27 protein-coding genes are annotated in these 26,052 nt (G+C 59.4%); 14 read left to right on the forward strand and 13 right to left on the reverse strand.

Annotation, left to right across the window (positions count from 1 at the left end; translation table 11 throughout):
* Position 1 precedes the first annotated feature (1 nt).
* Both CFB02_RS16595 and CFB02_RS16600 read right to left on the reverse strand, forming a co-directional pair.
* Positions 2-1,036: an ABC transporter permease gene (locus CFB02_RS16595; protein WP_088558890.1), complete on the reverse strand. Its 1,035-nt coding sequence runs from the start codon at positions 1,034-1,036 to the stop codon at positions 2-4.
* A gap of 96 nt (positions 1,037-1,132) precedes the next feature.
* On the reverse strand, positions 1,133-2,098 hold the full coding sequence (locus CFB02_RS16600; RefSeq protein WP_088558891.1) for an ABC transporter substrate-binding protein: 966 nt from the start codon (positions 2,096-2,098) through the stop codon (positions 1,133-1,135).
* 287 nt (positions 2,099-2,385) lie between these two features.
* On the opposite strand from CFB02_RS16600, the gene CFB02_RS16605 reads away from it, so the two are divergent.
* From CFB02_RS16605 to CFB02_RS16620, 4 genes are all read left to right on the forward strand, one after another.
* A complete protein-coding gene (locus CFB02_RS16605) occupies positions 2,386-3,486 on the forward strand; it encodes a M14 family zinc carboxypeptidase (protein ID WP_088558892.1) in 1,101 nt (366 codons plus the stop codon).
* A 41-nt stretch (positions 3,487-3,527) separates the two neighbouring features.
* Positions 3,528-4,262, forward strand: coding sequence for an alpha/beta fold hydrolase (locus CFB02_RS16610; RefSeq protein ID WP_088558893.1), 735 nt, complete (start codon positions 3,528-3,530; stop codon positions 4,260-4,262).
* A 91-nt stretch (positions 4,263-4,353) separates the two neighbouring features.
* On the forward strand, positions 4,354-4,971 hold the full coding sequence (locus CFB02_RS16615) for a glutathione S-transferase family protein (protein ID WP_088558894.1): 618 nt from the start codon (positions 4,354-4,356) through the stop codon (positions 4,969-4,971).
* A 36-nt stretch (positions 4,972-5,007) separates the two neighbouring features.
* Entirely contained in the window at positions 5,008-5,619 is a 612-nt protein-coding gene (locus CFB02_RS16620; RefSeq protein WP_088558895.1) for a DUF4202 domain-containing protein, read from the forward strand.
* 153 nt (positions 5,620-5,772) lie between these two features.
* On the opposite strand, the gene trpC is transcribed toward CFB02_RS16620, so the two are convergent.
* The 6 genes from trpC to rpe form a co-directional block, all read right to left on the reverse strand.
* Positions 5,773-6,594: an indole-3-glycerol phosphate synthase TrpC gene (gene trpC / locus CFB02_RS16625; protein WP_088558896.1), complete on the reverse strand. Its 822-nt coding sequence runs from the start codon at positions 6,592-6,594 to the stop codon at positions 5,773-5,775.
* 164 nt (positions 6,595-6,758) lie between these two features.
* Positions 6,759-7,787, reverse strand: coding sequence for an anthranilate phosphoribosyltransferase (gene trpD / locus CFB02_RS16630; RefSeq protein WP_088558897.1), 1,029 nt, complete (start codon positions 7,785-7,787; stop codon positions 6,759-6,761).
* Between the two features lie 11 nt (positions 7,788-7,798).
* Entirely contained in the window at positions 7,799-8,380 is a 582-nt protein-coding gene (locus CFB02_RS16635; protein WP_088558898.1) for an aminodeoxychorismate/anthranilate synthase component II, read from the reverse strand.
* Positions 8,381-8,396: 16 nt separating this feature from the next.
* Entirely contained in the window at positions 8,397-9,884 is a 1,488-nt protein-coding gene (gene trpE, locus CFB02_RS16640) for an anthranilate synthase component I (protein WP_088558899.1), read from the reverse strand.
* A gap of 31 nt (positions 9,885-9,915) precedes the next feature.
* Entirely contained in the window at positions 9,916-10,605 is a 690-nt protein-coding gene (locus CFB02_RS16645; RefSeq protein WP_014578485.1) for a phosphoglycolate phosphatase, read from the reverse strand.
* Complete coding sequence (rpe, locus tag CFB02_RS16650) at positions 10,602-11,288, reverse strand: ribulose-phosphate 3-epimerase (protein ID WP_008173385.1); 687 nt, start codon at positions 11,286-11,288, stop codon at positions 10,602-10,604. Before rpe ends, CFB02_RS16645 begins: the two co-directional genes overlap by 4 nt.
* Before the next feature lie 117 nt (positions 11,289-11,405).
* Here rpe and CFB02_RS16655 point away from each other — a divergent pair, with 117 nt between their 5' ends.
* The gene (locus CFB02_RS16655; RefSeq protein ID WP_088558900.1) at positions 11,406-12,362 is read left to right on the forward strand and encodes a DUF3530 family protein; all 957 of its coding nucleotides are present in this window, start codon (positions 11,406-11,408) and stop codon (positions 12,360-12,362) included.
* On the opposite strand, the gene CFB02_RS16660 is transcribed toward CFB02_RS16655, so the two are convergent.
* Genes CFB02_RS16660 through CFB02_RS16670 form a run of 3 tightly spaced genes read right to left on the reverse strand, consistent with a single transcriptional unit; the run spans position 12,359 to position 14,860 of the window.
* Entirely contained in the window at positions 12,359-13,120 is a 762-nt protein-coding gene (locus tag CFB02_RS16660; protein ID WP_413772099.1) for a molecular chaperone DjlA, read from the reverse strand. The genes CFB02_RS16655 and CFB02_RS16660 overlap by 4 nt on opposite strands.
* Positions 13,107-13,805, reverse strand: a complete 699-nt coding sequence (gene murU, locus CFB02_RS16665; protein WP_088558901.1) for an N-acetylmuramate alpha-1-phosphate uridylyltransferase MurU — start codon at positions 13,803-13,805, stop codon at positions 13,107-13,109. The genes CFB02_RS16660 and murU overlap by 14 nt, the downstream gene beginning before the upstream one ends.
* Positions 13,802-14,860 carry an aminoglycoside phosphotransferase family protein gene (locus CFB02_RS16670; RefSeq protein ID WP_088558902.1) on the reverse strand — a complete coding sequence of 353 codons (1,059 nt, stop codon included), beginning with the start codon at positions 14,858-14,860 and terminating at the stop codon, positions 13,802-13,804. Before CFB02_RS16670 ends, murU begins: the two co-directional genes overlap by 4 nt.
* A 243-nt stretch (positions 14,861-15,103) precedes the next feature.
* On the opposite strand from CFB02_RS16670, the gene CFB02_RS16675 reads away from it, so the two are divergent.
* From CFB02_RS16675 to slmA, 9 genes are all read left to right on the forward strand, one after another.
* Entirely contained in the window at positions 15,104-17,425 is a 2,322-nt protein-coding gene (locus CFB02_RS16675) for an LPS-assembly protein LptD (RefSeq protein ID WP_088558903.1), read from the forward strand.
* Positions 17,426-17,489: 64 nt separating this feature from the next.
* Complete coding sequence (locus tag CFB02_RS16680; protein ID WP_088558904.1) at positions 17,490-18,830, forward strand: peptidylprolyl isomerase; 1,341 nt, start codon at positions 17,490-17,492, stop codon at positions 18,828-18,830.
* Complete coding sequence (pdxA, locus tag CFB02_RS16685; RefSeq protein WP_088558905.1) at positions 18,830-19,840, forward strand: 4-hydroxythreonine-4-phosphate dehydrogenase PdxA; 1,011 nt, start codon at positions 18,830-18,832, stop codon at positions 19,838-19,840. The genes CFB02_RS16680 and pdxA overlap by 1 nt, the downstream gene beginning before the upstream one ends.
* Complete coding sequence (gene rsmA, locus CFB02_RS16690; RefSeq protein ID WP_088558906.1) at positions 19,837-20,667, forward strand: 16S rRNA (adenine(1518)-N(6)/adenine(1519)-N(6))-dimethyltransferase RsmA; 831 nt, start codon at positions 19,837-19,839, stop codon at positions 20,665-20,667. Before pdxA ends, rsmA begins: the two co-directional genes overlap by 4 nt.
* Positions 20,660-21,460, forward strand: coding sequence for a symmetrical bis(5'-nucleosyl)-tetraphosphatase (locus tag CFB02_RS16695; protein ID WP_088558907.1), 801 nt, complete (start codon positions 20,660-20,662; stop codon positions 21,458-21,460). The genes rsmA and CFB02_RS16695 overlap by 8 nt, the downstream gene beginning before the upstream one ends.
* Positions 21,461-21,503: 43 nt before the next feature.
* Complete coding sequence (locus tag CFB02_RS16700) at positions 21,504-21,863, forward strand: DUF423 domain-containing protein (RefSeq protein ID WP_088559283.1); 360 nt, start codon at positions 21,504-21,506, stop codon at positions 21,861-21,863.
* 25 nt (positions 21,864-21,888) lie between these two features.
* The gene (thiS, locus tag CFB02_RS16705; protein ID WP_008173362.1) at positions 21,889-22,089 is read left to right on the forward strand and encodes a sulfur carrier protein ThiS; all 201 of its coding nucleotides are present in this window, start codon (positions 21,889-21,891) and stop codon (positions 22,087-22,089) included.
* Between the two features lie 66 nt (positions 22,090-22,155).
* On the forward strand, positions 22,156-22,965 hold the full coding sequence (locus CFB02_RS16710) for a thiazole synthase (RefSeq protein ID WP_088558908.1): 810 nt from the start codon (positions 22,156-22,158) through the stop codon (positions 22,963-22,965).
* Between the two features lie 119 nt (positions 22,966-23,084).
* Positions 23,085-23,672 carry a nucleoid occlusion factor SlmA gene (gene slmA / locus CFB02_RS16715; protein WP_008173360.1) on the forward strand — a complete coding sequence of 196 codons (588 nt, stop codon included), beginning with the start codon at positions 23,085-23,087 and terminating at the stop codon, positions 23,670-23,672.
* 192 nt (positions 23,673-23,864) lie between these two features.
* On the opposite strand, the gene CFB02_RS16720 is transcribed toward slmA, so the two are convergent.
* Both CFB02_RS16720 and CFB02_RS16725 read right to left on the reverse strand, forming a co-directional pair.
* A complete protein-coding gene (locus CFB02_RS16720; protein ID WP_088558909.1) occupies positions 23,865-24,689 on the reverse strand; it encodes an inositol monophosphatase family protein in 825 nt (274 codons plus the stop codon).
* A gap of 56 nt (positions 24,690-24,745) precedes the next feature.
* Positions 24,746-26,041 (reverse strand): pyridoxal phosphate-dependent aminotransferase, encoded by a 1,296-nt coding sequence (locus CFB02_RS16725; protein ID WP_088558910.1) that lies wholly within the window; start codon positions 26,039-26,041, stop codon positions 24,746-24,748.
* Positions 26,042-26,052 lie beyond the last annotated feature (11 nt).

A 26,052-nucleotide genomic window follows, 5' to 3' on the forward strand; every position in this document is an offset into this window, starting at 1 on the left:
CTCACTGCTTCTGGGAGACGTTAATTCGTGCCAGGGACGCCTTGGTTACCCGGTCGAGAATAACCGCCAGGATCACGATGCCAAGGCCGGATACCAGGCCAACACCCAGTTCCAGATTACGGATGCCCCGCAGAACCAGAACGCCAAGCCCGGGCGCGGAAACCAGGGATGCGATGACAACCATGGCAAGACTCATCATGATGGTCTGGTTGACCCCTGCCATGATGTTGGGCAGCGCCAACGGGATCTGCACCTTGTAGAGTTTCTGTCGGGGCGTCATGCCAAAGGCGTCTGCGGCCTCAATCACGTCCTTGTCTACCAGCCGGATGCCCAGGTTCGTCAGCCGGATCACAGGAACAATCGCGTAGAGGATGATGGCGATACCGTACAGCTTTGATTCGGTAACACTGAAAAGGAAGATAAGCGGGATCAGGTACACAAAAGGTGGCAGCGTCTGCAGCATGTCCAGCACCGGTATGATCATGCGCTGCAACGAATTGCTGCGTGCCATGGCGATGCCTATGGGGACACCGAGCAACACACAGATAAAGGCACATACAAAAATGATCGCCAGCGTTTGCATGGCGTAATCGTAATGGTCGATGAAGGCCAGTAGCACGATGCTGCCGCCTACGAACAGCATCAGTTTCCAGGATTTGGTGACCACGTAAACAACCGCCAATAACAATGGAATCACGATCCACCAGGGCGTGTTCAGCATGGCATAAAGTGCCCCGTCCAGGAACCAGCTGAGAGGCTGGGTTAATGGATCGAGAACCAGACTCAGGCTGTCTTTTATTGCTAGAAATCCCTGTTCCAGGCCTTTGGTGAGCTCCCGGGACTGGGGGAAAGCGGCGCAGGATTCGTTGAGTGCATCCATGGATGGGAAGGGGAGTTCCCATATCGAGGCCGGTTCGGCGCTCTCTCCCTTGGTTTTATTCAGCAGATCGGCCATCGACATGGGGCCGCTGCTTTTGCCTTCCGAGCACCATTGCTCAAGGCCGAGCGATGAAAAAAGGGAATCGTAGGTTGCCATGGGCGGTCAGTCTCTCCTGCGCACGTCTGGAATCAGAACGGTTTTCGGGAAACGACCCGGGGCATCCCGAAGGATACCCCGGGAGGGGCAGGCCAATCAGTTAAGAACGTTGGCCAGACGCTCACGCGCGGCGTCGTTCAGCCAGGTTGACCACTCGTCGCTGTTGTTGCTGAGGTAGTAAACCGCAGCTTCCTCGCCCGAGGCATTGTTGGAGTCCATCCAGGCAAGGATGGCGCTCATGGTCTCGGTTTTGAAGGTCAGCTTCCTGAGCATCTCGGCTACTTCCGGCTCACGATCTTTGAAATCAGTGGTCACCGACGTCAGGATCGTGGCCGCCGGGAAGTCGGAAACGCCCGGATTATCCACATCCGGTGTTTGGTTTTTCTGGTGCACGTCCGGCTTGATGTCGCCGAGATCAACCCGGGTCATGTCGTATTTGCCGAGGGGAACGGTCGGCCCCCAGTAGTAGCCGAACCAGGGCTCTTCGTTCTGGACAGCGGACGCCATGGAGGATGCCAGGGTCTCACCGGAACCATGGTTGAATACGTCAATGCCGGACTCTTCCAGATCCAGGGCGCGAACCAGATTGTCACTCACGACACGACAGCCCCAGCCGTCCGGGCAGTTGTTGAAGGTGCCGCCAACGAGCTCAGGATTAGCCATGATGCCCTCGATGGTCTTCAGCTCCGGATGCTCTTCCGCGAGGTAGGTGGGAATCCACCAGCCTTCAACGCCGCCCGGATCCAGAACCTTGCCAAGGCGTTCCACCTTTCCCTGTTCTTCGAGGCGCAGGTAGGCCTCGCCTGCGGAGTTCAGCCACAGCTCGGTGACGATGTCAGGCTCACCGTTTTCGGCAACGGAGGTTACCGCCGGGACGGTGTCGGAAGGAACAATGGTGACGTCACAGCCGTAACCCTGCTCCATGATGAAGGTGGCCACGTTGGTGACGACCGTGTTGGATGCCCAGTTCATTTCTGTGATTGAAACTTCTCCACATTCGGCCTGGGCCAGTCCGGGTGCTGAAAGTGCACAAAGCAATGCTGCAGACGTAAGCTTTCGCATAGTCGCGTCTCCTTTCTAGGGTTTGTGTTGCTTGGCGGATTTATCGGGTACTACAGAATCGCGATCAGGAAAGATCGGATAGAAGGCGATATTTGGATCACTAATGTGATACAGCAAAACGGGGACGTCTCGGTTAGTACGTAGCTATTAGGATAACCATCCTTGGGCAAGTTACAAGGGTGTGAGCAAAAACTGTCATCAAACAGCACATAAGTTTGGCTGCATGATTGTCAAAAAAATGTAGTAGTGACAGGCTAGAATCCGGGTTTTACATGCCGGAAAGAGCGATGACAGAGCTGCGCGACCTGACACCTCACACATCAATCAGCCACGAGCAGGCCTCCCGGGATGGGCGTCAGCGAAGGCTACTGAGAACCTTCCTGCCGGAACTCGTTGGCCTGGAGCGCGTCCTGGCGGAAGCGCCGGATTTCATCACAACCGAAGTGGTGGAGCGGGTCGCCCTCAAGGACCTCTCCTTGCCCATCTACCGTGTCGATATCGGCTCTTCCCGGCCCGATGTGCCAGCGGTATTGCTTGTTGGCGGCGTGCACGGGCTTGAACGCATTGGAAGCCAGGTAGTAATGGCCTGGCTGAAGTCGCTGCTCGCCAGAGTGACTTGGGACGAACATTTGCTGGGGTTGTTGCAGAAGGTTCGAATTACCCTTTTGCCAATCCTTAACCCGGGCGGTATGTACCTGAATCAGCGTAGTAATCCCAACGGCGTGGACCTGATGCGCAATGCGCCGATCCAGGCCCAGGAACGTAGCGCATTCCTGCTCGGCGGCCAGAGAATTTCTCCCCGATTGCCGTGGTACACCGGCGATCCTGAACAGGGCATGGAGCCCGAAAACCAGGCTCTTGAGGCGGTCATAAAACAGCTGCTGCCGGGGCGGCCGTTCAGTGTGGCACTGGACTGCCATTCCGGATTCGGGATGCAGGACCAGATCTGGTTTCCCTACGCCTACCGGCGTCGACCCATGCGTCGAGTTGCATCGGTTATGGCGCTGAAGCTTATCTGGGAGCAGTCATACCCAAACCACGACTACCGTTTCGAGCCCCAGTCCCGCCACTATCTCACCCATGGCGACTTGTGGGATTACTTCTACAAACAGGTCAATCGCGAAAATGGCGGTGTTTTTCTTCCCCTGACCCTGGAAATGGGCTCCTGGCGCTGGATTCGCAAGCGGCCACGTCAGTTGCTGAGACTCGACGGCTTTTTCAATCCCCTGGTTCCGCACCGGCACAAGCGGGTCCTGCGCAGTCACCTGACCTGGATGGACTTCCTGATTAGCGCCGCCGCCAGCCACGAAAACTGGTTGCCGGCTCGGGATGAGGAGTCCATGCTGAAAGAAGCCGCGATCATGCACTGGTATAGCGATTCTCACTAGCGATCCAGCCGGCCCAGGCATTCATCAATCGGAACTATCGTATGCACTGGATTCTGTTGCGGGGTCTGACTCGGGAGCACGCCCACTGGGGCAGCTTCCCGGCTCGCCTCGGGGAGGCATTTCCCGAGCACCAGTTCCATCTGGTCGACCTGCCCGGGACGGGCGTGCGTTATCGAGAAGACAGTCCGGCAACGGTAGCGGCGATTCGGGAAGCCGTCTCCAGGCACGTCAGCCATATCCCCGGTCCTTTCAGCATTCTGGCACTTTCTATGGGCGGTATGGTGGCCCTGGACTGGGCCCAGCAGTCTGCGGATGGTCAGATCCAGAACCTGGTCCTGATCAATACCAGTTCCGGCTTCAGCCCGCCCTGGCAACGCATGCGGCCTGGGGTCTGGCCGCGAATTCTGCGGCTGCTGGCCCGTCAGGAGTTGTTTGACCGTGAGCGGGATATTCTCCGGCTCACGTCTAACCGTGAGGTGCCTCTGTCACTGGCAAAACAGTGGTACAGCATACAACGACAACGTCCCGTCAGTACCCGCAATGCGATCAACCAGTTGGCGGCTGCCGCCCGCTACAAACCCGGTGCAAAGCGTCCTGTGCCAGATGCACTGATTCTCGCCAGTCGCGGCGATCGCATCGTTCACTGGCGCTGCAGTTCCACGCTGGAGGAGCGCTGGCAATGGACCATGAAACTGCATCCGGATGCTGGCCATGACCTTCCACTGGACGATCCGGAGTGGATTATCCAGCAGATCCGCAACTGGCTGCCCCGGTAACGCCGGTTGCTTGACGCAACTCTTCTTTCCGGTCAGTCTTCTCGTTTTGAACCGTCAAAGCCGCCAGTGATCAGGAACGGAGCCGATAATAATGAAAATCTTCGAAACCAAAACCGCCCCTAACCCACGCCGCGTGCGCATGTTCATGGCCGAGAAAGGCCTGTTGGACAAGGCCGAATTCATCGAGATTGACCTGCAGAAGGGTGAAAACCTGACACCTGAATTTGTCGCCCGAAATCCGATGAAGAAAGTGCCTGTGATGGAACTGGATGACGGCACCTGTATTGCCGAGACCATGGCAATCTGCCGCTATTTCGAAGAGAGCTACCCGGACACGCCGACCCTGATGGGTGACACCCCGCTTGAAAAAGCCCAGCTTGAGCAGTGGCTCCGGTGGATCGAGCTGTTCTTCTTCATGCCCACCGGCATGTGTTTCCAGCACACCACCGGCTACTTCAAGGACCGGATGAACCCGATCAAGGAGTGGGGTGAGGAATGCGGCAAGAGCGTTGAGAAGTTCATGCACTTCCTCGACAAGCAGCTCGATGGCAAGGAATACATCTGCTGCGACCGCTTTACGGCCGCCGATATCAATGCCTTCACAACAGTGGCATTCGCCCGGGTGGTGGGCATCCGGATCAAACCCGAGCAGGCCAATCTGCAGGCCTGGTACGACCGCATCAAGGAACGCCCCTCTGCCCAGGCCTGAGCCACAGGCCAGTCAGAAACCAGAAGAGAGATCTTAATGACCACAACGGATTCAAGACTCCAGTGTGCGCTGGCGTTTATTGACGCAGCGAATAAGGCCGATCCCAATCAGGAGTCTTTTGGCAACGAACGCCTCCCGAAGGAATACGCCTACAGCTTGCACATGACCCGCTGGCTGTTCGAACTTGAATCCGACCCGTCTGAACGCATGCAGGTCGCCTGCCGCGCCCAGCACATAGAGCGCTGGACTATGCCGCGGAAAGAATATCCGGAGGGTCGCAAAGCCTATTACCAGTGGCGTCAGGCCTGTGGCCGGATGCACGGCCGCCGGGCCGCCGAGATCATGGCTGATTGTGGTTACCCGCAGGCCGAGTGCGAGCGGGTAGAGACCATCCTGACCAAGCGGGAACTGAGGCAGGATGAGGACACGCAGCTCCTGGAAGACGTGGCCTGCATGGTGTTTCTGGAGCGATATTTCGCGGATTTCTACGAGGAAAAAGCGGACTATGACCGGGAGAAGTGGTTACGCATCGTGCGCCGGACCTGGGGCAAGATGTCGCCCCGTGGGCACGAGGCGGCACTCAAGCTGGCAGAGGGCATGCCGGCGCACTTGTTGGAGTTGTTGCAGGAGGCTTTGGCCGACGCCTAGCATCAAATGCCTGTTGCGAACTTTTGTGCACAGTCCAGCGGGTACGACCTGCCAAAATACGCTGTGAATACCTCCCTGTACGCTCGGCTCCGCCATCCATGGCTCCGCACGATTTTGGCAGGTCGTACCCGCCGAACTGTTTAAACTTGTGAGTTAGCCTTTTGGAAAGAACAGTTCTTGAAGTTTCTGACCAGGCTCTTCCGCCCGCATAAACGATTCCCCCACAAGGAAACCGTAAATCCCGCGAGCAGTCATCGCTTCTACGTCGCTGCGGGTCATGATGCCACTTTCCGTAATGGTCAGCCGGTCCTGGGAGATCCGCTCATGCAGATCAAACGTGGTGTCCAGCGAGACATCGAAGGTATGCAGATTGCGGTTGTTGATGCCCACCAGAGGCGTCGTCAGCGTCAACGCATCATCCAGTTCCTCACCATCGTGAACTTCGACCAACACATCCAGCCCGATCTCATGGGCAATACCTTCCAGCTCCTGCATCTGGTCTTTGGTCAGGCAGGCGGCGATCAGCAGAATACAGTCGGCGCCAATGGCCCGGCTCTCATAGACCTGATAGGGCGCGACCATGAAGTCCTTGCGGATCACCGGCAGGCTGCAGGCATTGCGGGCGGCGACCAGATAGTCCTCGTCGCCCTGGAAGAAGTCGCGGTCGGTCAGTACCGAAAGACAAGCGGCGCCGCCTTTCTCGTAGCTCTCGGCAATGACCGCTGGTTCGAACGGATCCCGCAGAATGCCCTTGCTTGGTGAGGCTTTTTTGATTTCTGCGATAACAGCGGGAGTCTGCTGTTCAATTCGGCTGCGCAGAGCATTAGCAAAACCTCGGGCTGCCGGTTGATCACCAGCTTTGGCCTTCAGATCTGCAATGGAGACTTGGCGCTTGCGCTCGTCAATTTCTTCCCACTTACGATCAACAATTTTCCGAAGGATCGTCGGTGTTTTATCCAGATGTCTGTCAGTCATATCAGGCTCGTAAAAAGTTAGCGAGAGCCGGAGGGGAGGGAGCTTCCAAAACTGTCTGCAGCCACGGATGGCTGCAGCCAAGCCCTACATGGACGTATTCACGGGCGTGTTTTGGAAGCTCCCTCCCCTCCGGCTCGTCCGGCTGCAAAATCAGCAGGCCGGGATCAAAAGCACTGGGAAAAATCAGCCAGCTCCGACATCTTGCCGGCAGCGAGGCCAGAGCCCATGGCGTCGAGGGCCATATCCACACCTTCTTTCGGCGTCTTGGCCAAACCAGCGACATAGATCGCTGCGCCGGCATTGAGTGCAATCAGGTCCCGGGCTTTTTCGGCCATTTCGTCGTGGCCACGACCGAAGGCCGCCTTGATCAGCTTTAAGGAATCGTCGGCGGTGTCCACGGTCAGGCCCACCAGAGCCTGGCTCTTGATACCAAGATCCTCTGGGGTGATGTCGTATTCGGTGACCTCGCCATCTTTCAGCTCCGCCACGTGGGAGGCGCTCGCCAGACTGATCTCATCCAGACCGTCTTTGGAGCAAACAACCATGATGTGCTCGGCCCCCAGGCGGTGGAGTACTTCCGCCATCGGGCGACACAGTTCCCGGTTAAACACGCCCACCAGTTGGCGCTTAACGCCAGCGGGATTGGTCATCGGGCCCAGGATGTTGAAAATGGTCCGGCAGCCCAGCTCTTTGCGGGGGCCGATGGCGTGTTTCATGGCACCGTGGTGGGCCGGAGCGAACATGAAGCCGACACCAATTTCCTCGACGCAGCGGGCCACTTCTTCCGGTTTCATGCTCAGGTTGATGCCCAGCTTTTCCAGCAGGTCGGCACTGCCGCTCTTGGAGGAAACCGCCCGGTTGCCGTGCTTGGCCACAAAGCCGCCGGCTGCTGCCACCACGAAGGATGCGGCGGAAGACACGTTGAACAGGTTGGCGCCATCGCCGCCGGTGCCGACGATGTCCACCAGGGGTTCGGCCTTGACCGTAACCTTCGTGGCCAGCTCGCGCATCACCTCGGTGGCGCCGGTGATTTCATCGATGGTTTCGCTCTTCAGGCGCAACCCCATGAGAAACGCGCCGATCTGGGCGTCTGTGGCCTCGCCGTTCATGACGATACGCATCACGTCCTTCATTTCCTCCCGGGACAGGTCCAGGTTGGAGGCAATGCGGTTGAGAGCTTCTTTCATGTCCATGTGTCGGCCTCTTATTGTGTTCTCAGAAAGTTGCGCAGCAGCTCGTGGCCCTGTTCCGTCAAAATAGACTCCGGATGGAACTGCACGCCTTCGATGGGCAGCGTCTTGTGGCGAACCCCCATGATTTCCTCGATGGAACCGTCGTCGTTGCGGGTCCAGGCGGTCACTTCCAGGCAGTCGGGCAGGGTGGCCTTGTCGATCACCAGGCTGTGGTAGCGGGTCGCCTGCAGCGGGTTGCTCAGGCCCCGGAACACGCCCGTGTCCTTATGGAATACCGGGGACACCTTGCCATGCATGACCCGGCCGGCGCGGATCACGTCACCACCGTAGACCTGGCCAATCGCTTGATGGCCCAGGCAAATGCCCAGGATCGGAAGCTTGCCGGCGAAATGCCGGATGGCCGCCATGGAGATGCCAGCCTCGTTCGGGGTGCAGGGGCCGGGGGAAATCACCAGCCGTTCCGGGTTCAGGGCTTCAATCTGTTCGATGGTAATTTCATCGTTGCGGTGCACCTGCACGTCGGCACCCAGTTCGGCCAGATACTGCACCACGTTGTAGGTGAAGGAATCGTAGTTATCGATCATTAGCAACATAATCTGTTCCTCCGCCTCAGTGGTCGAAATCGTTGTAGGTCATGGCCACCGCCCGGAAAATGGCGCGACCCTTGTTCATGGTTTCCTTCCACTCGAGGCGGGGCACCGAATCGGCCACCACGCCTGCGCCGGCCTGGATGTGCAGGGTGTTGTCCTTGATCACGGCGGTACGGATGGCAATGGCGGTATCCATGTTGCCGTTAAACGATAGATACCCCACGGCGCCGCCGTAGACCCCACGCTTGACCGGCTCCAGTTCGTCGATAATCTCCATGGCCCGGATCTTGGGCGCACCGCTGAGGGTACCGGCGGGCAGGGTGGCGCGCAGCACGTCCAGGCAGCTGGTGTTGTCTTTCAGCCGGCCGGTGACGTTGGAGACGATATGCATCACGTGGGAGTAGCGCTCCACGATCATCTTATCGGTCAGCCGGACCGTGCCGGTTTCCGACACACGGCCGGCATCGTTGCGGCCCAGGTCGATCAGCATCAGATGCTCGGCAATTTCTTTCGGATCAGCCAGCAGTTCTGCTTCCAGCGCCTTGTCCTCGGCATCGGTGGCGCCGCGCTTGCGGGTGCCGGCGATCGGCCGAACCGTCACTTCCTCGTCTTCCACCCGGGCCAGGATCTCCGGGGAGGAGCCCACGATGTGGAAGTCACCCAGATCCAGGAAATACATGTAAGGGGACGGATTCAGCACCCTAAGTGAGCGATACAGGTTCAGCGGCGGTGCCTCGAAGGGAATCGACATGCGCTGGGAGATCACCGTCTGCATAACATCGCCGTCGAGCACGTAGCCCTTGATCTTGCCTACCGCGGCTTCGAATTTGTCCTGGGTAAAGCCGGAGATAAAGTCGCTCTCGTCCACGGCCTTGCCGCGCAGGTGTTCGGGGGTGCGGGGCGCGTCAGCGGTTTGCCGGTGCAGATGGTTCTCAAGCTCATCAATGCGGCTCTGTGCCTTTTCGAAGGCGCCCTCAATGGCCGGATCGGCATGGACAATCAGATGCAGCTTGCCCCGCAGGTTGTCGAACACCACGATCTCGTTGGACACCATCAACAGGATGTCCGGCGTGCCGATTTTGTCCGGCGGACAGCTCTTGCGCAGCCGTTTTTCGATGTAGCGCACGGTGTCGTAGCCGAAGTAGCCCACCAGGCCGCCGTTAAACCGGGGCAGCTCCTCCAGATCCGGTGCATGGAAGCGTTTCTGATAGGTTTCGACAAAGGCGAGCGGATCGTCCACTTCCTCGGTTTCAACAACCTCTCCGCCGCGGCTGATCTCCACCCGGTGGTCGAAGACCTTCAGCACTTCGTGACTGGGCAGGCCGATGATCGAATACCGGCCCCATTTCTCCCCGCCCTGAACGGATTCGAACAGATAGGAATAGGGTCCGCTGGCGAGTTTGAGGTAGGTGCTCAGAGGCGTGTCGAGGTCGGCCAATACCTCACGATACACAGGGATGCGGTTAAAGCCGGCGTCTGCGAGCTCGGCGAATTGCTCGGGTGTCATGGTGCGGTTTCCTGAAATCGGAGTTGCATCTTTACAAAAGCTCGGCCAGCGAATCAACAACGGCGTCGGCGCCCAGGGTATCCACTGCGGGGCCGTAGTTGTAGCCATAGCGTACCGCGACGCAGGGAATGCCCGCTGCCAGCGCTGCGTTAATATCGGCTGCGGAGTCGCCCACCATCACCGTGGTTCCCCGGGTTCCGCCGAGGGTTTCCATAGCATGAAGCAGCGGGGCCGGATCGGGTTTCTTGACCGGCAGGGTGTCACCACCCACGGTCAGGTCGAACCAGTGGTCCAGTCCCATTTGCTCAAGCAGCGGTGCCACAAACTGTTCCGGCTTGTTGGTGACGATGCCCAGCCGGCAGCCCTGGTTCTTCAGGTGCGTGAGGCAGGCCTCGACGCCGGCGTAGACCACCGAATGCTGCCCGTTGAGGGTGCCGTAGGCGTGATAGAAAATCGCCAGGGCATCCTTGAACAGGGCCTCGTCTTTTGGTCGCGCCGGTTCCCAGTCCACCTGGCCGGCCAGGGCCCGGCGCACCAGAACGCTGGCGCCATTGCCTACCCAGTTCCGTACCCGGTCAATGCCCGCCGGTGAGCGCCCAAGATGCGCCAGCATCTGGTCCACGGCGGCCGCCAGATCCGGTGCACTGTCCACCAGGGTGCCGTCGAGATCAAACAGGGCAACCCCCGGCCAGCGTGGATTGAACAGCCCTGCCAGGCTCATTGGCTGATCACCCTGCGGGCCTGCTCCAGTTCTTCGCGCATGGCATCAATGGTGGTTTTATAGTCGTCGGTGTTAAAGATGGCAGATCCCGCCACGAAGGTGTCGGCACCGGCCTCGGCGATTTCCCGGATGTTCTCGGTCTTCACGCCACCGTCGATTTCCAGGCGGATATTATAGTTACTGGCATCGATGCGTTTGCGGGCCTCCCGGAGTTTGTCGAGCGTGCCGGGAATGAACTTCTGGCCACCGAAGCCGGGGTTAACCGACATCATCAGCACCATGTCCAGTTTGTCCATCACATGATCCATGTAATGCAGCGGCGTGGCCGGGTTGAACACCAGGCCCGCCTGGCAGCCACCGTCGCGGATCAGCTGCAGTGAGCGATCAATGTGGTTGGTCGCTTCCGGGTGGAAGGTAATGTAACTGGCCCCGGCGTCGATAAACATACGGATGAGGTCGTCCACCGGAGACACCATCAGGTGCACATCGATGGGGGCGGTCACGCCGTGCTTGCGCAGCGCCTCGCAGACCATGGGGCCAATCGTGAGGTTGGGTACATAGTGATTGTCCATCACATCGAAGTGCACCACGTCGGCGCCGGCGGCCAGCACGTTATCGACTTCCTCGCCAAGACGGGCAAAATCGGCGGACAGGATGGATGGGGCAATCAGGTAAGGGTTCATGACGGCTCTCTCACAACAATGGATAATGGCTTGGTCAGCGGTCCCTGCCGCACATTCAGAATGGCTGCTAGTCTAACAGCTCAGTGGCGTTTTTTCGCAGTCAAAGGATCAGTATCTGTGCAGAGATTCGAGATTTACCGGCCCGGCGTGTTCTGGCTTTTTATCCTGGCGCTGATGTGTGTCGCACCGTCCATCACCCTCGGGCAGGAAGAGAGTGGGACGGCCGGGGAGACCGAAGGCGCCGAAGCGTCGGAGTCTGCGAGTCGGGCTCTGATCTGGACAGGCACCGGCGAACGCTCCCTGATCCAGCGTTTTCCCGAATCAGCGGTATGGCTGGAGCTTGAGGAGGGTGAGAGGGCGCTGGGCCTGTTCTACCCGGAAGCCAGGTTGCCGGCTCGCGGTGCGGTGCTGGTTCTGTCGAACGAAGGTGAAACTGCCGCTTCCGGAGTGTCCGGCTCACTGGCAGCGGGGCTGGCTTCCCGGGGCTGGGCCGTGCTTACGCTTGGTCTGGAGTCGCCCTCACCGGTTCTGAATGAGTTCCTGATGCGACCCTTGATGGAGCCGCCGGCGGCTGAAGCAGGCGAGGGTGAGGAGGGAGCATCAGATTCAGTCATGATCGATGTCATGGCCTCATCCGAGAGTGCCGATGATCTTGAGGCGCGCTACAGAAGCCGCATCAGCCAGATGCTGCAGGCAGGGCTGGCCCTGCTGGTTGAGCGGGGCTATGAAGCACCGGCAGTTCTCGGTGTCGGGAGAGCCAGTATCCATGTGACCAACCGGGTATTGGATGGCGCCGATGCCTCTGCCCTGATCTGGGTGGCGCCACGGTTTTATCCCGTTGACCGGTCAGGTCTGCCGGACCGTCTGGAGTCGCTCAGCACTAATTTGTTGGAGCTGTATCCACACGGAACGGCTGATGATCAATCGGGCTGGAGTATTGGCATGCAGTTGCGGCGCGCCGGTGTGAGCGGCTTTGAGCGACAACCGATTCCCTGGATCAGCCCTGCGCCTGAGTCTCTGGGCGATGGCGTGGCCAGTCGTGTTGCCGCCTGGCTGGAATCCCGCGAGCGTTAGGGGCGGAGGGTGTTGTGGCGCTTTATCAGTTCCCAGGCCTGTTGGTAGTGGAGCAAGCGTTCCTTGGCCAGGCTTCGGTCGCGGTCACTGACCTGCTGTTGGGCAAGCTTGTCCGGGTGGCACTCGGATATCTTCTTGCGGTAGGTCCGTTTGATCACTTCCAGGGAATCCCGGCGGGTAACGCCTAGAAGTTCACAGGCCTGCTGATAGCTGGTGGGTCTGGAAAGGTTCTCGCTGTGCCGGGTCCAGACCTTGCTGGCATAACTGTCGAAAATGTCCTCGCTGATGCTTACCGGCAGACCAATCTGGTCAATGGCGTCCTCGCAGCGATAACGTCTGGGTTTCCCGGGTCGGCCGTTAAGCTGGCTGGCGTGGCAGAGACAGATGGCGGTTTTTAACGCGGGAGCGGGCCAGAGACGGCGGGATAGTCGCATGGCTAGCCCGCGGATGAACGGCAGCTGCCCGGCCGACTTGCCCTGCTGGAACCAGCCAATGGCTAGCCTGCGCTGGCGTCTGGACAGCCTCATGGCCTTGATCAGTGACTCGGCATAACCGATGTCGGCTTCGGTGACGCGCCCGTCTGCCTTGGCGATATAGCCGAGGAAGAAAAATAGGGAATGTCGGCACCAGCGGGGCAGGCGGGCGCGCTCAATCAGAGCGGGGGCCTGGTGACCGCAGGCCGAGAGCTCCCGCATCAAGCTGGAAAACTCGGCTTCCATTCGGGGCGGCAGTGCCGGTTGTCTGTTATCGCCTGCCATGGCTTTCAGGTTCCTTGGAGCCCAGTTGCCGGTCGAGCGCATGCAGGCGTTCCGGGGTGCCGACGTCCACCCACTGTCCGGGATGTAAAAGACCCTTTACCCGGCCTCTGCTCATGGCACCGCGAAGCACCGGCCCCAGTTTTCCTGCCTGATCGGTCAGACCCTCGAACAGGCGCTGGTGTAACAGGCTAATGCCGGTGAAGGTCAGCTTGTCCGGGCCATCACTATGGAGTACTCCCTGGTCAGTGAGGTGAAAGTCACCTTCCGGATGGTGTGGCGGATTGCTGGTGACCACCAGCAGGGCGTCTGCGTCAGGCGGCGGTGTCAGTCGAGACAGGTCGAAATCGCTCCAGATATCGCCGTTGATCGCCAGAAACCAGTCAGATTGTTCACCGGCAAGCAGAGGCAGAGCGCGCACGATGCCACCGGCGGTTTCCAGCGGCTCGCCTTCCCGGGAATATTGAATGGATAGCCCGAACCCTTCGCCGTTCCCCAGGGTTTCCTCAATCTGGTCGCCCAGCCAGGCGTGGTTGATCACCACCTCACGGATTCCCGCCCGCCGCAGGTGCTCCAGATGATAGGTGATCAGAGGCTTGCCAGCGGCCCTTAACAGGGGCTTTGGTGTGGCCAGAGTCAGCGGCCGCATGCGTTCACCTTTGCCGGCAGCAAGAATCATGGCCTTCACTGGGGCAAGTGCTCCTGACCCGGGGCCGGGCCGATGCTCGTCTCGATCCGGGGCATAACCGTATCGCTCAGCCATTCGTGGAAGTGACGCAGGGCTGGCTGCCGACCGCTGGCAACGATCAGGTACTGAACGGTTCGGGGAATGTCCTTGAGATAGCCGTGCTTGCCATCGCGGATCGATAGCCGGGCAAAAATGCCGGCAGCTTTCAGGTGCCGCTGCATGCCCATCAGTTCAAACCACTGGCGGAAGGTCTCCGGGTCTGCGCGGTGCAGGCCAGCCTCGAGGCTGCTCTGGCGGTAGTCTTCCAGCCATTCGCAGATGCGCTTCTCTGGCCATTGGATGTAGCAGTCTTTCAGCAGCGAGACCACATCGTAAGTTGCCGGCCCGGTAACCGCGTCCTGGAAATCGATGACACCCGGGCGAGGTTGGTCTTGGCGAACCAGCAGGTTTCGGGAATGGTAGTCCCGATGGACCGTCACTTCCGGTTGCGCCAGGGCGCTTTCCCGCAGCATGGAAAAGGTCGTGTCCAGCAGGGCCCGCTCGCTGTTTTCCAGGTTCATGCCCAGATGCCTCTCCAGAAGCCAGTCCGGGAACAGTGCCATTTCCCGCTCAAGCAGAGTGGCATCGTAAGGCGGTAGCGGGTAATCACTGGGGGAGGTCTGGCTCGCGATCAGGGTCAGCTCTTGCAGAGCGTTCCTGTAGAGCTGGTCTGCGGACTCCGTGTTCAGTCGGCCAAGCATCAGCTGGTCGCCAAAATCCTCCAGTAGCAGGAAGCCCTGCTTCAGGTCGGCCTGGACGATGTCCGGCACCGCAATACCCTGCCGGTGCCAGTGCCGCGCAATGGCCACGAAGGGCTCGCAGTCTTCATGTTCCGGGGGCGCATCCATCACGATAAACGGTGCGCCGTCCCCGGCAGCGGTCGTCGGATTTGCGTGGTGCCAGACCCGGAAATAACGGCGAAAACTGGCATCGCCGGAAACCGGTTCGGCTTCGCACTGTTCGAAGCCGGGAAATTGTCTGACCCAGTTGGTCAGCAACTGCAGGCGGGTATCCATAGTTCGGGTTGCGATCCTGAAAAAAGTTGTCGCTGACAGCGAAAGTTAGCAGACGAGTATAAAGAGGGTAAATCGGTTTTGCAGCGGAGTTTCCGTTAACAACCCTTCAGGGCACGTGTAAACTAGGCGGCGTTTATTATTGCCCGTCCTCCAATTCACCCGGAACAGGATCCAGCCACCGTGCCATGTCCCGAACGCCCACTGCAATCGCCGGAAACCCGGTGGCAGAGCCGGTATGGCCGTGTGTTGCTGGCCGCGGTTTTTGGGTTGGGCGTTACGGATGGGCATGCCCAGACACCGCCGTCTGCGGCGGAAATAGATTGGCGGCCCAGAGCAGAGCTGCCAGCCGAGGCCCGGGCCTCGTTGCCCCTTTTCTGCGAAGGGGGGTATCTGCCTTCCGGTCGCGCCAATGGCGTTGGCAGTGCGTTTGCCGTTGGCAGCGATTCCGAGCAACCGCTGGAAGCCAGCGGCCTGAACGCCCGCTACGAGATTGACCGGACGCTGTTTCTTCAGGGTGATGTCCGCATTCGCCAGGGCGGCTTTCAGGTAACCGGTTCAGAGGCCCGCTACAGCCAGCAGGAGGGTGCAGTATCGGTGCAGGGGCCGCTGGTCAGTCGCGGCGACGGTTTCCTTCTCACCGGTGAGAACGCGAACTACGACGTCGATAGTGGACGCCTGGACATCAACACGGCGACATTCCTGTTTCATGGTCCGGAAATGCGCGGTCGTGCAGGCAGCTTGTCGCGCATCAGCGAGGAACAGGTCGTCATTGCAGATGGCTTTCTGACCACCTGTGGTCCGAGCCAGAATGACTGGGCCATCGTTGCCTCGGATATCAGGCTGGATCGGGCGCAAGGATTCGGTACCGCCAAACACGTTCGATTGGAGGTCCTGGATGTGCCGGTGTTCTATTGGCCGTGGGCAAGCTTTCCTATTGATGATCGCCGCAAGTCCGGTTTCCTTTACCCGCAGTTCGGCTCTTCCAGTGCCGGCAGCGGTGGCTTTCTTGCCGTGCCCTATTACTTCAATCTGGCACCCCATTACGACGCGACGCTGACGCCCCAGTACATTCATGGCCGGGGCCCGTTCAACGAAGTCGAGGGCCGATACCTCAGCTCTCTCGGGGAAACTACCCTGCAGCTCGGGTACATCGGCAACGATTCAGCGTTTCAGGAGGATAACCCCGGTGAATCCGGTGAGCGCTGGGCCCTGGATGCCACAACCCGGGCTGCCTTTGGCCGTGGCTGGCGGGGCTACGGAGATTTTTCCGTGGTGAGCGATGAGGACTATCTCAGCGATCTGAACCGCAGCCTGGAGATTAACCAGGCAACTCATTTGCAGAGAAAAGGCGGGGTTAGCTACCGAAGCGACAAGCAGTATTTCGATGCCTACCTCAACGATTACCAGACCATCAGTGATCGCATTGCCGATGTGGACAAGCCCTATGCCCAGTTGCCGGAAGTGATCTACGCAGGCCAGACCGGCGCAGGGATTGTCGAGGCGAACCTGGAAAGCCAGTACACGGTGTTTTATCGGGACAACGAAGCACTGACCGGTCTGGATCGGGCCAACGGGCAGCGTTTCCGGGCGCGGCCGGAACTGGCGTTGCCCATGCGGGCGTTGTGGGGGTTCAGTCGTCCGTCGGTAAGTGTGGATTACACCCGCTACAACCTGGACGACTACGTGCTGGGGGATGGCAGTTTCGATCGCACCGTGCCGGTTGCCGAGTGGGATAACGGGTTGTATTTCGACCGACAGAGCCGCCTGTTTGATGTGCCCTACAACCAGACTCTGGAGCCCCGGCTCTATTACGCCTGGGCCGATGCCGATCCGGACCAGAACGACATCCCGGATTTCGATACCGACCTCCAGACCTTCCGTTTTGAACAGCTGTTTCGACCGGACCGCTTCACCGGCGGTGACCGGGTAGGCGATGCCAACCAGTTGACCGTTGCCTTGACCAGCCGTTTCAATGACCTGCTCACCGGTGCGGAGCGTGCCCGATTCAGTATTGGACAGGTACAGTATTTCGAGGACCGCGAAGTGACGTTGTTCGGTGAGGGTGCCGGTACCCGGAGCCGTTCACCGCTGGCGGGCGAAGTCGTACTGAACCCGCTCGATACCCTGGAAATCCGCTCCTCCGGATTGTGGGATCCTGATACCGGGGATACCGAGGAAGGCCGCAGCCAGTTAACCTTTCACTCCACTGACTACCGGTACCTGGCCAGTGTGGGGCACACTTACAGCCGGGGCGAACTGGAACAGTCGGATATCGCGGCGGTTTTCCCGGTCTCGGACCGTGTTAGTCTGATCGGCCGCTGGGTCTACGACTCCGACCTTGATCGAACCGTCGGATCCCTGGCCGGGCTGGAATACAATAACTGCTGCTGGAGTGTTCAGGTGGTTCACCAGAACTATCTGACCGATGACCGGGAGCTCGATAGCCGCATACTGTTCCAGATCCAGCTAAAGGGCCTGGGCGGCAGCGATGGTGCCTCATCGAGTATTTCCGAGGCCATTTACGGTTTTGATGAAAGGGAGCGTCGTCGTTTTGGAACTCCCTGACTGGATCCCGGACTAAGGCCCCCAAAACGCCAGAAAAGCTTAAATTCTATTTGTAGAGGTGATTATGAAGGCGACCCTTCGCCATGGTGTACAAGCGTTACTGGTTCTTCTAGCCGTCCTGGCCCCCTTGTCTGTTCAGGCCGAGCGTAAGTTGCTGGACCAGGTAGTGGCCATCGTCGATGAGGATGTCATCCTTCAGACCGAGTTGGAGGCCCGAATCACCACCATCACCAGTCGCCTCAGTGCACAGGGCACGGCCCTGCCGCCAAGGCAGGTCCTCGAAGAGCGTGTGCTTGACCAGCTGATCACCGAATCGATCCAGATGCAGATGGCAGATCGGGCCGGTATGCGCATCAGCGATAACGAGTTGAACGAAACCATGGCCAACATTGCTGAACGCAATGGCATGAGCCTGCCGCAGTTTGAAAACCAGCTCGAAGCCGAAGGCGTGACTTACAACCAGGCCCGCGAACAGATCCGCAAGGAAATGCTGACCAGCCGGGTTCAGCAGCGCCAGGTCGGCAACCGGGTTCGTGTGACCGATCGGGAAGTGGAAAACTATCTGGAAAGTCTGGAGGCCCGTGGGGGGAGCAACGCTCAGTACCGGTTGGCGTACATCTTTGTAAGCGTAGACGACCCCTCTGATGAGGCGGAGGTGGATGCCGCCAGAGAGAAAGCCGAGCGGCTGCGCAGCGAGATCGCCAATGGCCGTGATTTCCGCGAAGTCGCTGTTGCCGAGTCTGATGCCAGTAATGCCCTGGAAGGTGGCGATATGGGCTGGCGTGCCGAGGGTCAGCTGCCGTCTCTGGTTGCTCCGGTCGTGCCGGAGTTGCCGGTGGGTGAGCCTTCAGACGTCCTGGAAAACAACAGTGGCTTCCACCTGGTAATGGTGATGGACAAGCGCGGCGGCGAGCAGCAGCAGATGATCCAGCAGCACCGTGTTCGACACATCCTGGTTCGGCCATCGGAAGCAACGACGGACAGCCAGGCTGAAACCGTGATCCGGGATCTGTACCAGCAGCTTCAGGATGGAGCCAGCTTCAGTGCGCTGGCCAGAGAGTACTCCGATGATCCGGTGTCTGGCTCCGATGGCGGTAATCTGGGCTGGGTAAGCACGGGCCAGATGGTGCCGGCGTTTGAGCAGGCTATGCTCGATGCTGATATTGGCGAATTGCGCGGGCCGTTCCGTTCCCAGTTTGGCTGGCACATCCTCCAGGTTCAGGAGCGCCGCCAGAAAGACATCAGCGGTGATGTGCGCGACGCCGAGGCCCGACAGGCCATCTATCGCCGCAAGTTCGAGACCGAACTGCAGAACTGGCTTCAGGAGATCCGCGATGAGGCCTTTATCGAGTTCAAGGGGGAGTACGCCAAGGACGAACCGGCCGAAGAAGAGCCAGTCTCCTGATGAGTAAACCCGTGGTGCTGGCACTTACCGCCGGCGAACCTGCCGGCATTGGTCCGGAGTTGTGCCTGCAACTGGCTCTTGAGGCCCGGAGTGCAGGTGTGGTGGTGGTTGCCAGCCGGCCATTGCTGGAGGCCCGGGCGAAGCAAATGAATCTGGCGGTTGAACTGCGTGCCTGGCAGCCCGGAGAGTCGCCGGAAATGGAGGCAGGCCTGCTGTCGGTTCTGCATGTGGATGGTTGTGCCAATCATGAACCGGGCACACTGGATACTGGCAGCGGGGCTTATGTGCTCAGAACGCTGGAAGTCGCCGCTAACGGCTGCCTCAGCGGCGATTTTGACGGCATGGTGACGGCGCCCGTCCATAAGGGCGTTATCAACGATGCCGGCATTGCGTTCAGCGGCCATACCGAGTTCCTGCAGGAGCTCTGCGGTGTGGATCGTGTGGTCATGATGCTGGCGACCGAGGAGTTGCGGGTTGCGCTTGTTACCACCCACTTACCGCTCAAGGACGTATCCGCCGCCATTACCCCGGAGCGCCTGACTCAGGTAACGCGAATTCTCGATGCTGATCTGAAAAAGTTCTTCGGTGTTGCCCGGCCCAGGATACTGGTGGCCGGCCTGAATCCTCATGCCGGCGAAGGTGGTCACCTTGGTCGGGAGGAAATCGACACCATCGAGCCAACCCTGGAGGCTCTGCGTGCCGAAGGCATTTCTCTGACCGGACCTTTACCTGCGGATACCCTGTTTACCCCGCACTGGCTCGACCAGGCCGATGCGGTTCTGGCCATGTATCATGATCAGGGGCTGCCGGTGCTGAAGTTTCAGGGCTTTGGGCGTGCGGTGAACATTACCCTGGGGCTGCCGATCGTGCGCACATCCGTGGATCATGGTACGGCTCTGGATCTGGCTGGCACCGGCCGGGCAGATGCCGGCAGTCTGCATACGGCCCTGAAGGTAGGCGAGCAAATGGCTCGTTGTCGCAAATCTGCAATTGAAGAGACCCGTTCGTGAGCAACAAAGCCGGCCACCAGGCCAGAAAACGGTTTGGCCAGAATTTCCTCCATGATCCGGGGGTCATAGAGCAGATCATCCGCGCCATTAACCCGAAACCCGATGACGCCATCGTGGAGATTGGCCCTGGACTGGGCGCACTGACCGAGGAAATACTGGCGGTGAACCCCAAGCTCCAGGTTGTGGAACTGGATCGGGATTTGATTCCGGTGCTGCGCACCAAGTTCTTCAACTACCCCGAATTCCGGATTCACGAGGCGGACGCGCTCAAGTTTGATTTTAGCCAGCTCATGGTGGATCGCCCCCTGCGGATCATCGGTAATTTGCCGTACAACATTTCCACACCGCTGATTTTCCACCTGCTGTCCCAGGCCGGTGTTGTGCAGGATATGCACTTTATGCTGCAGAAAGAGGTGGTTCAACGAATGGCAGCGGTGCCGGGTGACAACAATTACGGGCGTCTTGGCATCATGACCCAGTATTTCTGCCGGGTTCAGCCGCTGTTTGAAGTTGGGCCCGGCGCTTTCCGACCGGCGCCCAAGGTGGATTCGGCGATTGTCCGATTGGTGCCTCACAAGACCCTGCCACACCCGGCGAAGGATTTGACGACACTTCAGGCTGTGGTCCGCACAGCCTTTAACGCCCGGCGGAAAACTCTCCGCAAGGCACTGGGCGGTATGGTGTCGGCCGAACAGCTCCGGAGCCTTGGCATCAATGACGGTCTGCGACCGGAGAACCTCGCGCTGGCCGATTATGTGGCGATTGCCGACCTGCTTTTTACGGAGAAGGGTGCAGCCAATCCGGCAAACGAGGTAAGTGATGACTGACTACGCGATCGGCGATATTCAGGGCTGTTACGAGCGTCTCAGGGATGTCCTGGAGAAAGTGGATTTCTCTCCCTCCCGTGACCGTCTATGGGTGGCCGGCGATTTGATCAACCGTGGCCCGTCCTCGCTGGAAACCCTGAGATATATCGAGAGCCTTGGGGATTCGGCGGTCGTCGTGCTTGGCAATCATGACCTGCATCTGCTGGCGGTGTCCCTGGGCGGTCATCAGACGCGCCGCAAAGACACCCTGTCCGATATCCTTGACGCTCCGGATCACGAGCGGCTGGTTAACTGGCTCCGTCAGCAGAATCTCTGTGTTCACGACCCGGCCCGGAATCTGGTGATGACCCACGCCGGTTTGCCCCATATCTGGACGGTCAGCCAGGCAATGGAGTGTGCCAGGGAAGTTGAAGCCGTGATCCGGGGCAAAGCCGCCGAGGAATACTTTACCCATATGTACGGCAATCAGCCCGAGCGCTGGGACGAGTTCCTGCAGGGAATGGACCGCTGGCGGGTCATTACCAACTATTTCACCCGCATGCGCTTTATTGCCGAGGATGGCTCTCTGGAGCTGGCGGCCAAGGAAAGCGTCGACAGCGCGCCGGAAGGTTACCAGCCGTGGTTTCATTTTTCCCGCAATGACGATGTACGGGTGGTGTTTGGCCACTGGGCAGCCCTGGAAGGAAAAACCGGCAGTGACCGTTTTGTCGGCCTGGACACCGGGTGTGTCTGGGGTGGCGCACTGACCATGATGAACCTGGATTCGGGAGAAAAGATCCACTGTGACTGTTGAGTCCGTACAACCGGCCAGAAGCGGCATACTTCGGTTACCGCTGGTGGCAGGAGCTTTTCTGGCCCTGGTCGCGGTGATGGCCGGCGCTTTCGGTGCACACGGGCTGCGCAATCTGGTCAGTGAGCGGGGCCTTGAAGTTTTCCAGACCGCCGTCACATATCAAATGTACCATTCCATTGCGCTGGTTCTGCTGGCATTGCTGGCTGCACAGGGCCTGTCCAGAAAGCTAATGGCCTGGTCGGCGGGGTTTTTCCTGGCCGGCATTCTGTTATTCAGTGGCAGTCTTTACCTTCTGGTGCTGACAGACATCCGCTGGATCGGTCCGATCACACCCCTTGGTGGGTTGTGTTTCATGGTGGGCTGGGCGCTGTTAATAACCTCCGGTCTCCGCCGGAACAAGTGAAGAATACAGAGGTTCAAGAGTCACGATGCAGGTTCAGGTAAATGGCGATCAAATGGAGCTGCCGAGTGGCGCCACCATTGCCACGCTGATTGAAAAGATGGCGCTGGCCGGCAAGCGGCTTGCGGTTGAGGTTAACGAGGACATAGTGCCACGAAGCCGGCACCCGGAATTTACCCTGAGCGATGGCGACCGTGTAGAAGTCGTTCACGCCATTGGCGGTGGCTGAACAGTCTGCCCAGCCCACCCATGACGGCGGTTCCCATCCTCCCGTAACAAACGATTCAGGAACACTATGACAGAGACATCCGAACTCCAGCTTCCAGAAGACAGACCGCTCGAAATTGCAGGACGGGTCTACCAGTCCCGTTTGCTCGTCGGGACCGGCAAATACCGTGACATGATGGAAACCGGCCATGCCATCGAATCCAGCGCTGCCGAAATTGTTACCGTTGCGGTGCGCCGGACCAACCTTGGCCAGAATCCGGATGAGCCGAACTTGCTGGATGTGATTTCCCCAAGCAGCTATACCATTTTGCCCAACACGGCGGGCTGCTATACCGCGAAAGACGCTGTCCGTACCTGCAAGCTGGCCCGCGAGCTTCTGGATGGCCACGACCTGGTGAAGCTGGAAGTCCTTGGCGAGGAGAAAACCCTTTACCCGAACATGACCGAGACCCTGGTTGCCGCCGAAGAGCTCATCAACGACGGCTTCAAGGTCATGGTCTACTGCTCGGACGACCCGCTGCTGGCCAAGCGTCTGGAAGAAATGGGCTGTGTGGCCATCATGCCCCTTGGTGCCCCGATCGGTTCCGGCCTGGGTATCCAGAACCGGTATAACATCCGTCTGATCGTAGAGAATGCGAATGTTCCGGTGCTCGTGGATGCCGGTGTTGGCACCGCGTCGGATGCCACCATCGCCATGGAGCTGGGCTGCGACGGCGTACTGATGAATACCGCCATTGCCCAAGCCAAAGACCCGATCCGAATGGCCAATGCCATGCGCCTGGCCATTGAGTCTGGTCGTGAGGCCTATCTGGCGGGCCGGATGCCCAAGAAGCTCTATGCCAGCGCATCCTCGCCCATTGATGGCACCTTCTTCTGAAAAAGCTGAAAATGGGGTCAGATGAAGGCTTTCATCTGACCCCTTGTTCCAATATAACCGAGGGCCGGCGCTGAACGACCGGCCCCGAAAACGATAAATCAGAGCGCTGCTGTCCTGCCATGACTGACCAGAAACCCAGTCGCCGCGAGGCGATTCTCCATGCTCTTGTGGAACTCCTGGAGACCGATCCGGGCGCCCGTATCACCACCGCCGGTCTCGCCAAATCCGTGGGCGTTACCGAAGCGGCTTTGTATCGGCATTTTCCCAGCAAGCGGAAAATGTTCGAGGCGCTTATCGAGTTTGCCGAAGAGGCCGTGTTCTCTCGCTGCCAGGTAATCCTGCAAGAGCAGGAGGACGTGCGGGTTCGCCTTCAACAACTGGTGCATTTGGTGCTGGTGTTCGCCGAGCGCAACCCTGGCCTGTGCTGTGTGCTGACTGGAGACGCGCTGATGGGCGAGAACGACACCTTGCGCAAGCGTGCCTCCCAGTTCTTCGAGCGCCTGGAAACCCAGGTGCGGCAAACCCTCAAAGAAGGCGAAATCCGCCAGGGCCTGCGGCCCCGGACGACGTCTGCTCGCGGCGCGGACTTTGTCCTGGTGTTTGTTGAGGGCCGGATTCAGCGGTTTATCCGTTCGTCGTTCTCGCGATTGCCTTCCACTGACTTCGACGAGAGTTGGGGGTTGGTTGCCGAGGGTGTTTGGGGTTGAGTCTGGAGTCGGCTGCTTTAAATTCTGTAGCCTGAAGGCTTGGGAGTCTGGCGCCGTTGGGTGGGGCTTTTACGGAACCGCCAAGCGCACATGGATGTGCTCGTAGCGGTTCCGGGAAGAAGGTTCCCATTTCGTGCCAGCCCCAAAGCTGGAAGGCTACGGCCAAAAATCTACCGGCGAGCACAGGCCTAATCAGTCATACCCCGAGGCCGACCGCAGGATAGACCGAACAGGCTCCCAAAGAGCCGGGGCCGAAATCAGGATATCGCGGCCCCAGAGGTCGGCAGGGTAGCCCTCAGGCACTTCACTGAAATGGCCAGCGGTGGCGCCTGCTTCCAGGGCGATCAGGCGGGCGGCGGCGAAGTCCCAGGGGCTGACGTTTTCATAGTAGATATCCAGTCGGCCACAGGCCACCCAGCAGATATCCAGTGCCGCGGAACCAATACGGCGCAGGTCGCGGCATTGGTGAATCATCGCATCCAGGCGTTTGACCAGTGGTTCCAGGGCGTCTTTGGTGTAGGGGAAACCGGTGGCGAACAGGGAGTCGCGCGGAACCGTCGCGCCACTGTGCCGGATGGGGCGGCCATTGAGAGTCGCGCCTTCTGAGCGCGTTGCCCTGAAGGTTTCACCGGGAAACGGCGCATGCACCACACCGGCCTGGACTCGACCTTTTTCGGCGTAGGCAATGGAGACGGCGACCTGAGGATGGCCATAGGCGTAGTTCACGGTGCCATCGATGGGGTCCACGATCCAGAGTGGGGTATCCAGCTCTTCGGCCTGGCTCAGGTCCGGCATGGTTTCTTCCGAGAGAATTCGATGGCCGGGGAAGCGCTTGCGGATGGCGCCGGTGATGAATTCGTCGGCCATTACATCGGCGTGGGTGACCAGTTCGGTCTGGTGCTTGTAGTCGGTGCGCAGGGTGTTGCTGTCCCGCTCGCGGCGAATCAGTTCGCCGGCCTCGCGGGCCAGGTTTTCGGCAAAGTCGGTAATCTCGAGCAGAGAAACTGAATCAGACATGGCGCCCCCGTAGATATCCCGTAAGAGAATGAGGGCGCCAGTCTAACACGGCCGGATCAGAGGCTGTTCAGCCACTGCTCCATCTTGTCCATGGCGGTGACCAGCCGCGGGCAAGCCTGTTTCACGAAGTCGTCGCCCAGTTCCTGTTCGGCATAGTCGCCGCCGGCGAGCTCCAGGGACTCGGCGCCTTCGAAGTCGACGAAGGCCAGGCGCGCCGCCAGGTGATCCGGCACGAAGCCAAAATCGCTGGCCGGCAGGATGGCCACGCCGGTGTTTTCCAGCAGGGCCTGGCAGAAGGCCTGGCTGGTCTTGATGTCTTTACTGGCCAGTTGTTCCCGGAAACCGGAGAAGTCCGGGAACAGGTAGAACGCACCTTCCGGTTTCTGGACCACCGCGCCCATGTCGCTCAGTCGACGATGCATGTACTCGCCAACAACCTTCAGCACCCGACGGGACTGTTTGAGGTATTCGTCGATGTCGTCACCGCCATTGAACGCGGCAATGGCCGCGTGCTGGATGGGTGCGCTCGTCGCTGTGTAGGTTTCACTGGCGATGATGGCCATGGCGTCCTGCAGCGGCCTCAGTTCCCGGGGGAAAATGAATGTACCGAGGCGCCAGCCGCCGGCACCTGCCCATTTACTGAGGCCGGTACTGATGATGGTGCCCTCCGGGTAATACCGGGCAATGGATTTGTGCCTGCCCTCGAAATGCACTTCACCGTAGATCTCATCGGAGAGCAGGATTAGCCGGTATTTTCGGGCCACATTGGCAATAGCCAGTAGCTGGTCGTCGGTGTAGGTACAGCCGGTGGGGTTGGACGGGTAGTTCAGGATCAAAATCCGGGGCCGCGAGGGATCATCCCGACAGATGATATCCAGCTCTTCGGCGGTAAGCTGCCAGTTGTTCTCGGCATGGGTTGGCAGCCAGTGAACCGAGCGGCCGATGATCCGGGCTTGCGGGGCATAGGAAACCCAGCTAGGACGCGGGATCAGCAGATCACCATAGTAGGCCAGCTGCAGTATGAACAGCAGTTCCTTGGAGCCCGGGCCAATCAGCACGTCTTCCCAGGTGCAGTGCATGCGCTCACTGCGACGAATGTAGCCGGCGATTGCCTCGCGTAAGCCCTTGAGCCCTTTTACCGGCAAATAGTCCTTTTCGTGGGCGTGCTCCTTGAGCGCCTCCACCACGCGATCGGGAACCGGGAAGGGGGACTGCCCCAGCCCGAGTTTGATAATGTCCTTGCCCTCGGATTTGAGGTGATTGCTAAGCTCGTTGATTCGAAGGGTGGCCGAGGGCTGAATACCCCGGACGTTCAGGTTGATCGCGTAACGGTGGTCGTTTTGGATGTCCATTGTCCCTGTCT

The sequence above is a fragment of the Marinobacter sp. es.042 genome, from assembly GCF_900188315.1.
GTDB lineage: Bacteria > Pseudomonadota > Gammaproteobacteria > Pseudomonadales > Oleiphilaceae > Marinobacter.

Excerpts from the sequence above, each read along its gene's own strand:
- CFB02_RS16595 (WP_088558890.1), bottom strand. The coding sequence starts at position 1,036 with ATGGCAACCTACGATTCCCTTTTTTCATCGCTCGGCCTTGAGCAATGG.
- CFB02_RS16600 (WP_088558891.1), bottom strand. The coding sequence starts at position 2,098 with ATGCGAAAGCTTACGTCTGCAGCATTGCTTTGTGCACTTTCAGCACCC.
- CFB02_RS16605 (WP_088558892.1), top strand. The coding sequence starts at position 2,386 with ATGACAGAGCTGCGCGACCTGACACCTCACACATCAATCAGCCACGAG.
- CFB02_RS16610 (WP_088558893.1), top strand. The coding sequence starts at position 3,528 with ATGCACTGGATTCTGTTGCGGGGTCTGACTCGGGAGCACGCCCACTGG.
- CFB02_RS16615 (WP_088558894.1), top strand. The coding sequence starts at position 4,354 with ATGAAAATCTTCGAAACCAAAACCGCCCCTAACCCACGCCGCGTGCGC.
- CFB02_RS16620 (WP_088558895.1), top strand. The coding sequence starts at position 5,008 with ATGACCACAACGGATTCAAGACTCCAGTGTGCGCTGGCGTTTATTGAC.
- trpC (WP_088558896.1), bottom strand. The coding sequence starts at position 6,594 with ATGACTGACAGACATCTGGATAAAACACCGACGATCCTTCGGAAAATT.
- trpD (WP_088558897.1), bottom strand. The coding sequence starts at position 7,787 with ATGGACATGAAAGAAGCTCTCAACCGCATTGCCTCCAACCTGGACCTG.
- CFB02_RS16635 (WP_088558898.1), bottom strand. The coding sequence starts at position 8,380 with ATGTTGCTAATGATCGATAACTACGATTCCTTCACCTACAACGTGGTG.
- trpE (WP_088558899.1), bottom strand. The coding sequence starts at position 9,884 with ATGACACCCGAGCAATTCGCCGAGCTCGCAGACGCCGGCTTTAACCGC.
- CFB02_RS16645 (WP_014578485.1), bottom strand. The coding sequence starts at position 10,605 with ATGAGCCTGGCAGGGCTGTTCAATCCACGCTGGCCGGGGGTTGCCCTG.
- rpe (WP_008173385.1), bottom strand. The coding sequence starts at position 11,288 with ATGAACCCTTACCTGATTGCCCCATCCATCCTGTCCGCCGATTTTGCC.
- CFB02_RS16660 (WP_413772099.1), bottom strand. The coding sequence starts at position 13,120 with ATGGCAGGCGATAACAGACAACCGGCACTGCCGCCCCGAATGGAAGCC.
- CFB02_RS16670 (WP_088558902.1), bottom strand. The coding sequence starts at position 14,860 with ATGGATACCCGCCTGCAGTTGCTGACCAACTGGGTCAGACAATTTCCC.
- CFB02_RS16680 (WP_088558904.1), top strand. The coding sequence starts at position 17,490 with ATGAAGGCGACCCTTCGCCATGGTGTACAAGCGTTACTGGTTCTTCTA.
- pdxA (WP_088558905.1), top strand. The coding sequence starts at position 18,830 with ATGAGTAAACCCGTGGTGCTGGCACTTACCGCCGGCGAACCTGCCGGC.
- CFB02_RS16695 (WP_088558907.1), top strand. The coding sequence starts at position 20,660 with ATGACTGACTACGCGATCGGCGATATTCAGGGCTGTTACGAGCGTCTC.
- thiS (WP_008173362.1), top strand. The coding sequence starts at position 21,889 with ATGCAGGTTCAGGTAAATGGCGATCAAATGGAGCTGCCGAGTGGCGCC.
- CFB02_RS16710 (WP_088558908.1), top strand. The coding sequence starts at position 22,156 with ATGACAGAGACATCCGAACTCCAGCTTCCAGAAGACAGACCGCTCGAA.
- slmA (WP_008173360.1), top strand. The coding sequence starts at position 23,085 with ATGACTGACCAGAAACCCAGTCGCCGCGAGGCGATTCTCCATGCTCTT.
- CFB02_RS16720 (WP_088558909.1), bottom strand. The coding sequence starts at position 24,689 with ATGTCTGATTCAGTTTCTCTGCTCGAGATTACCGACTTTGCCGAAAAC.
- CFB02_RS16725 (WP_088558910.1), bottom strand. The coding sequence starts at position 26,041 with ATGGACATCCAAAACGACCACCGTTACGCGATCAACCTGAACGTCCGG.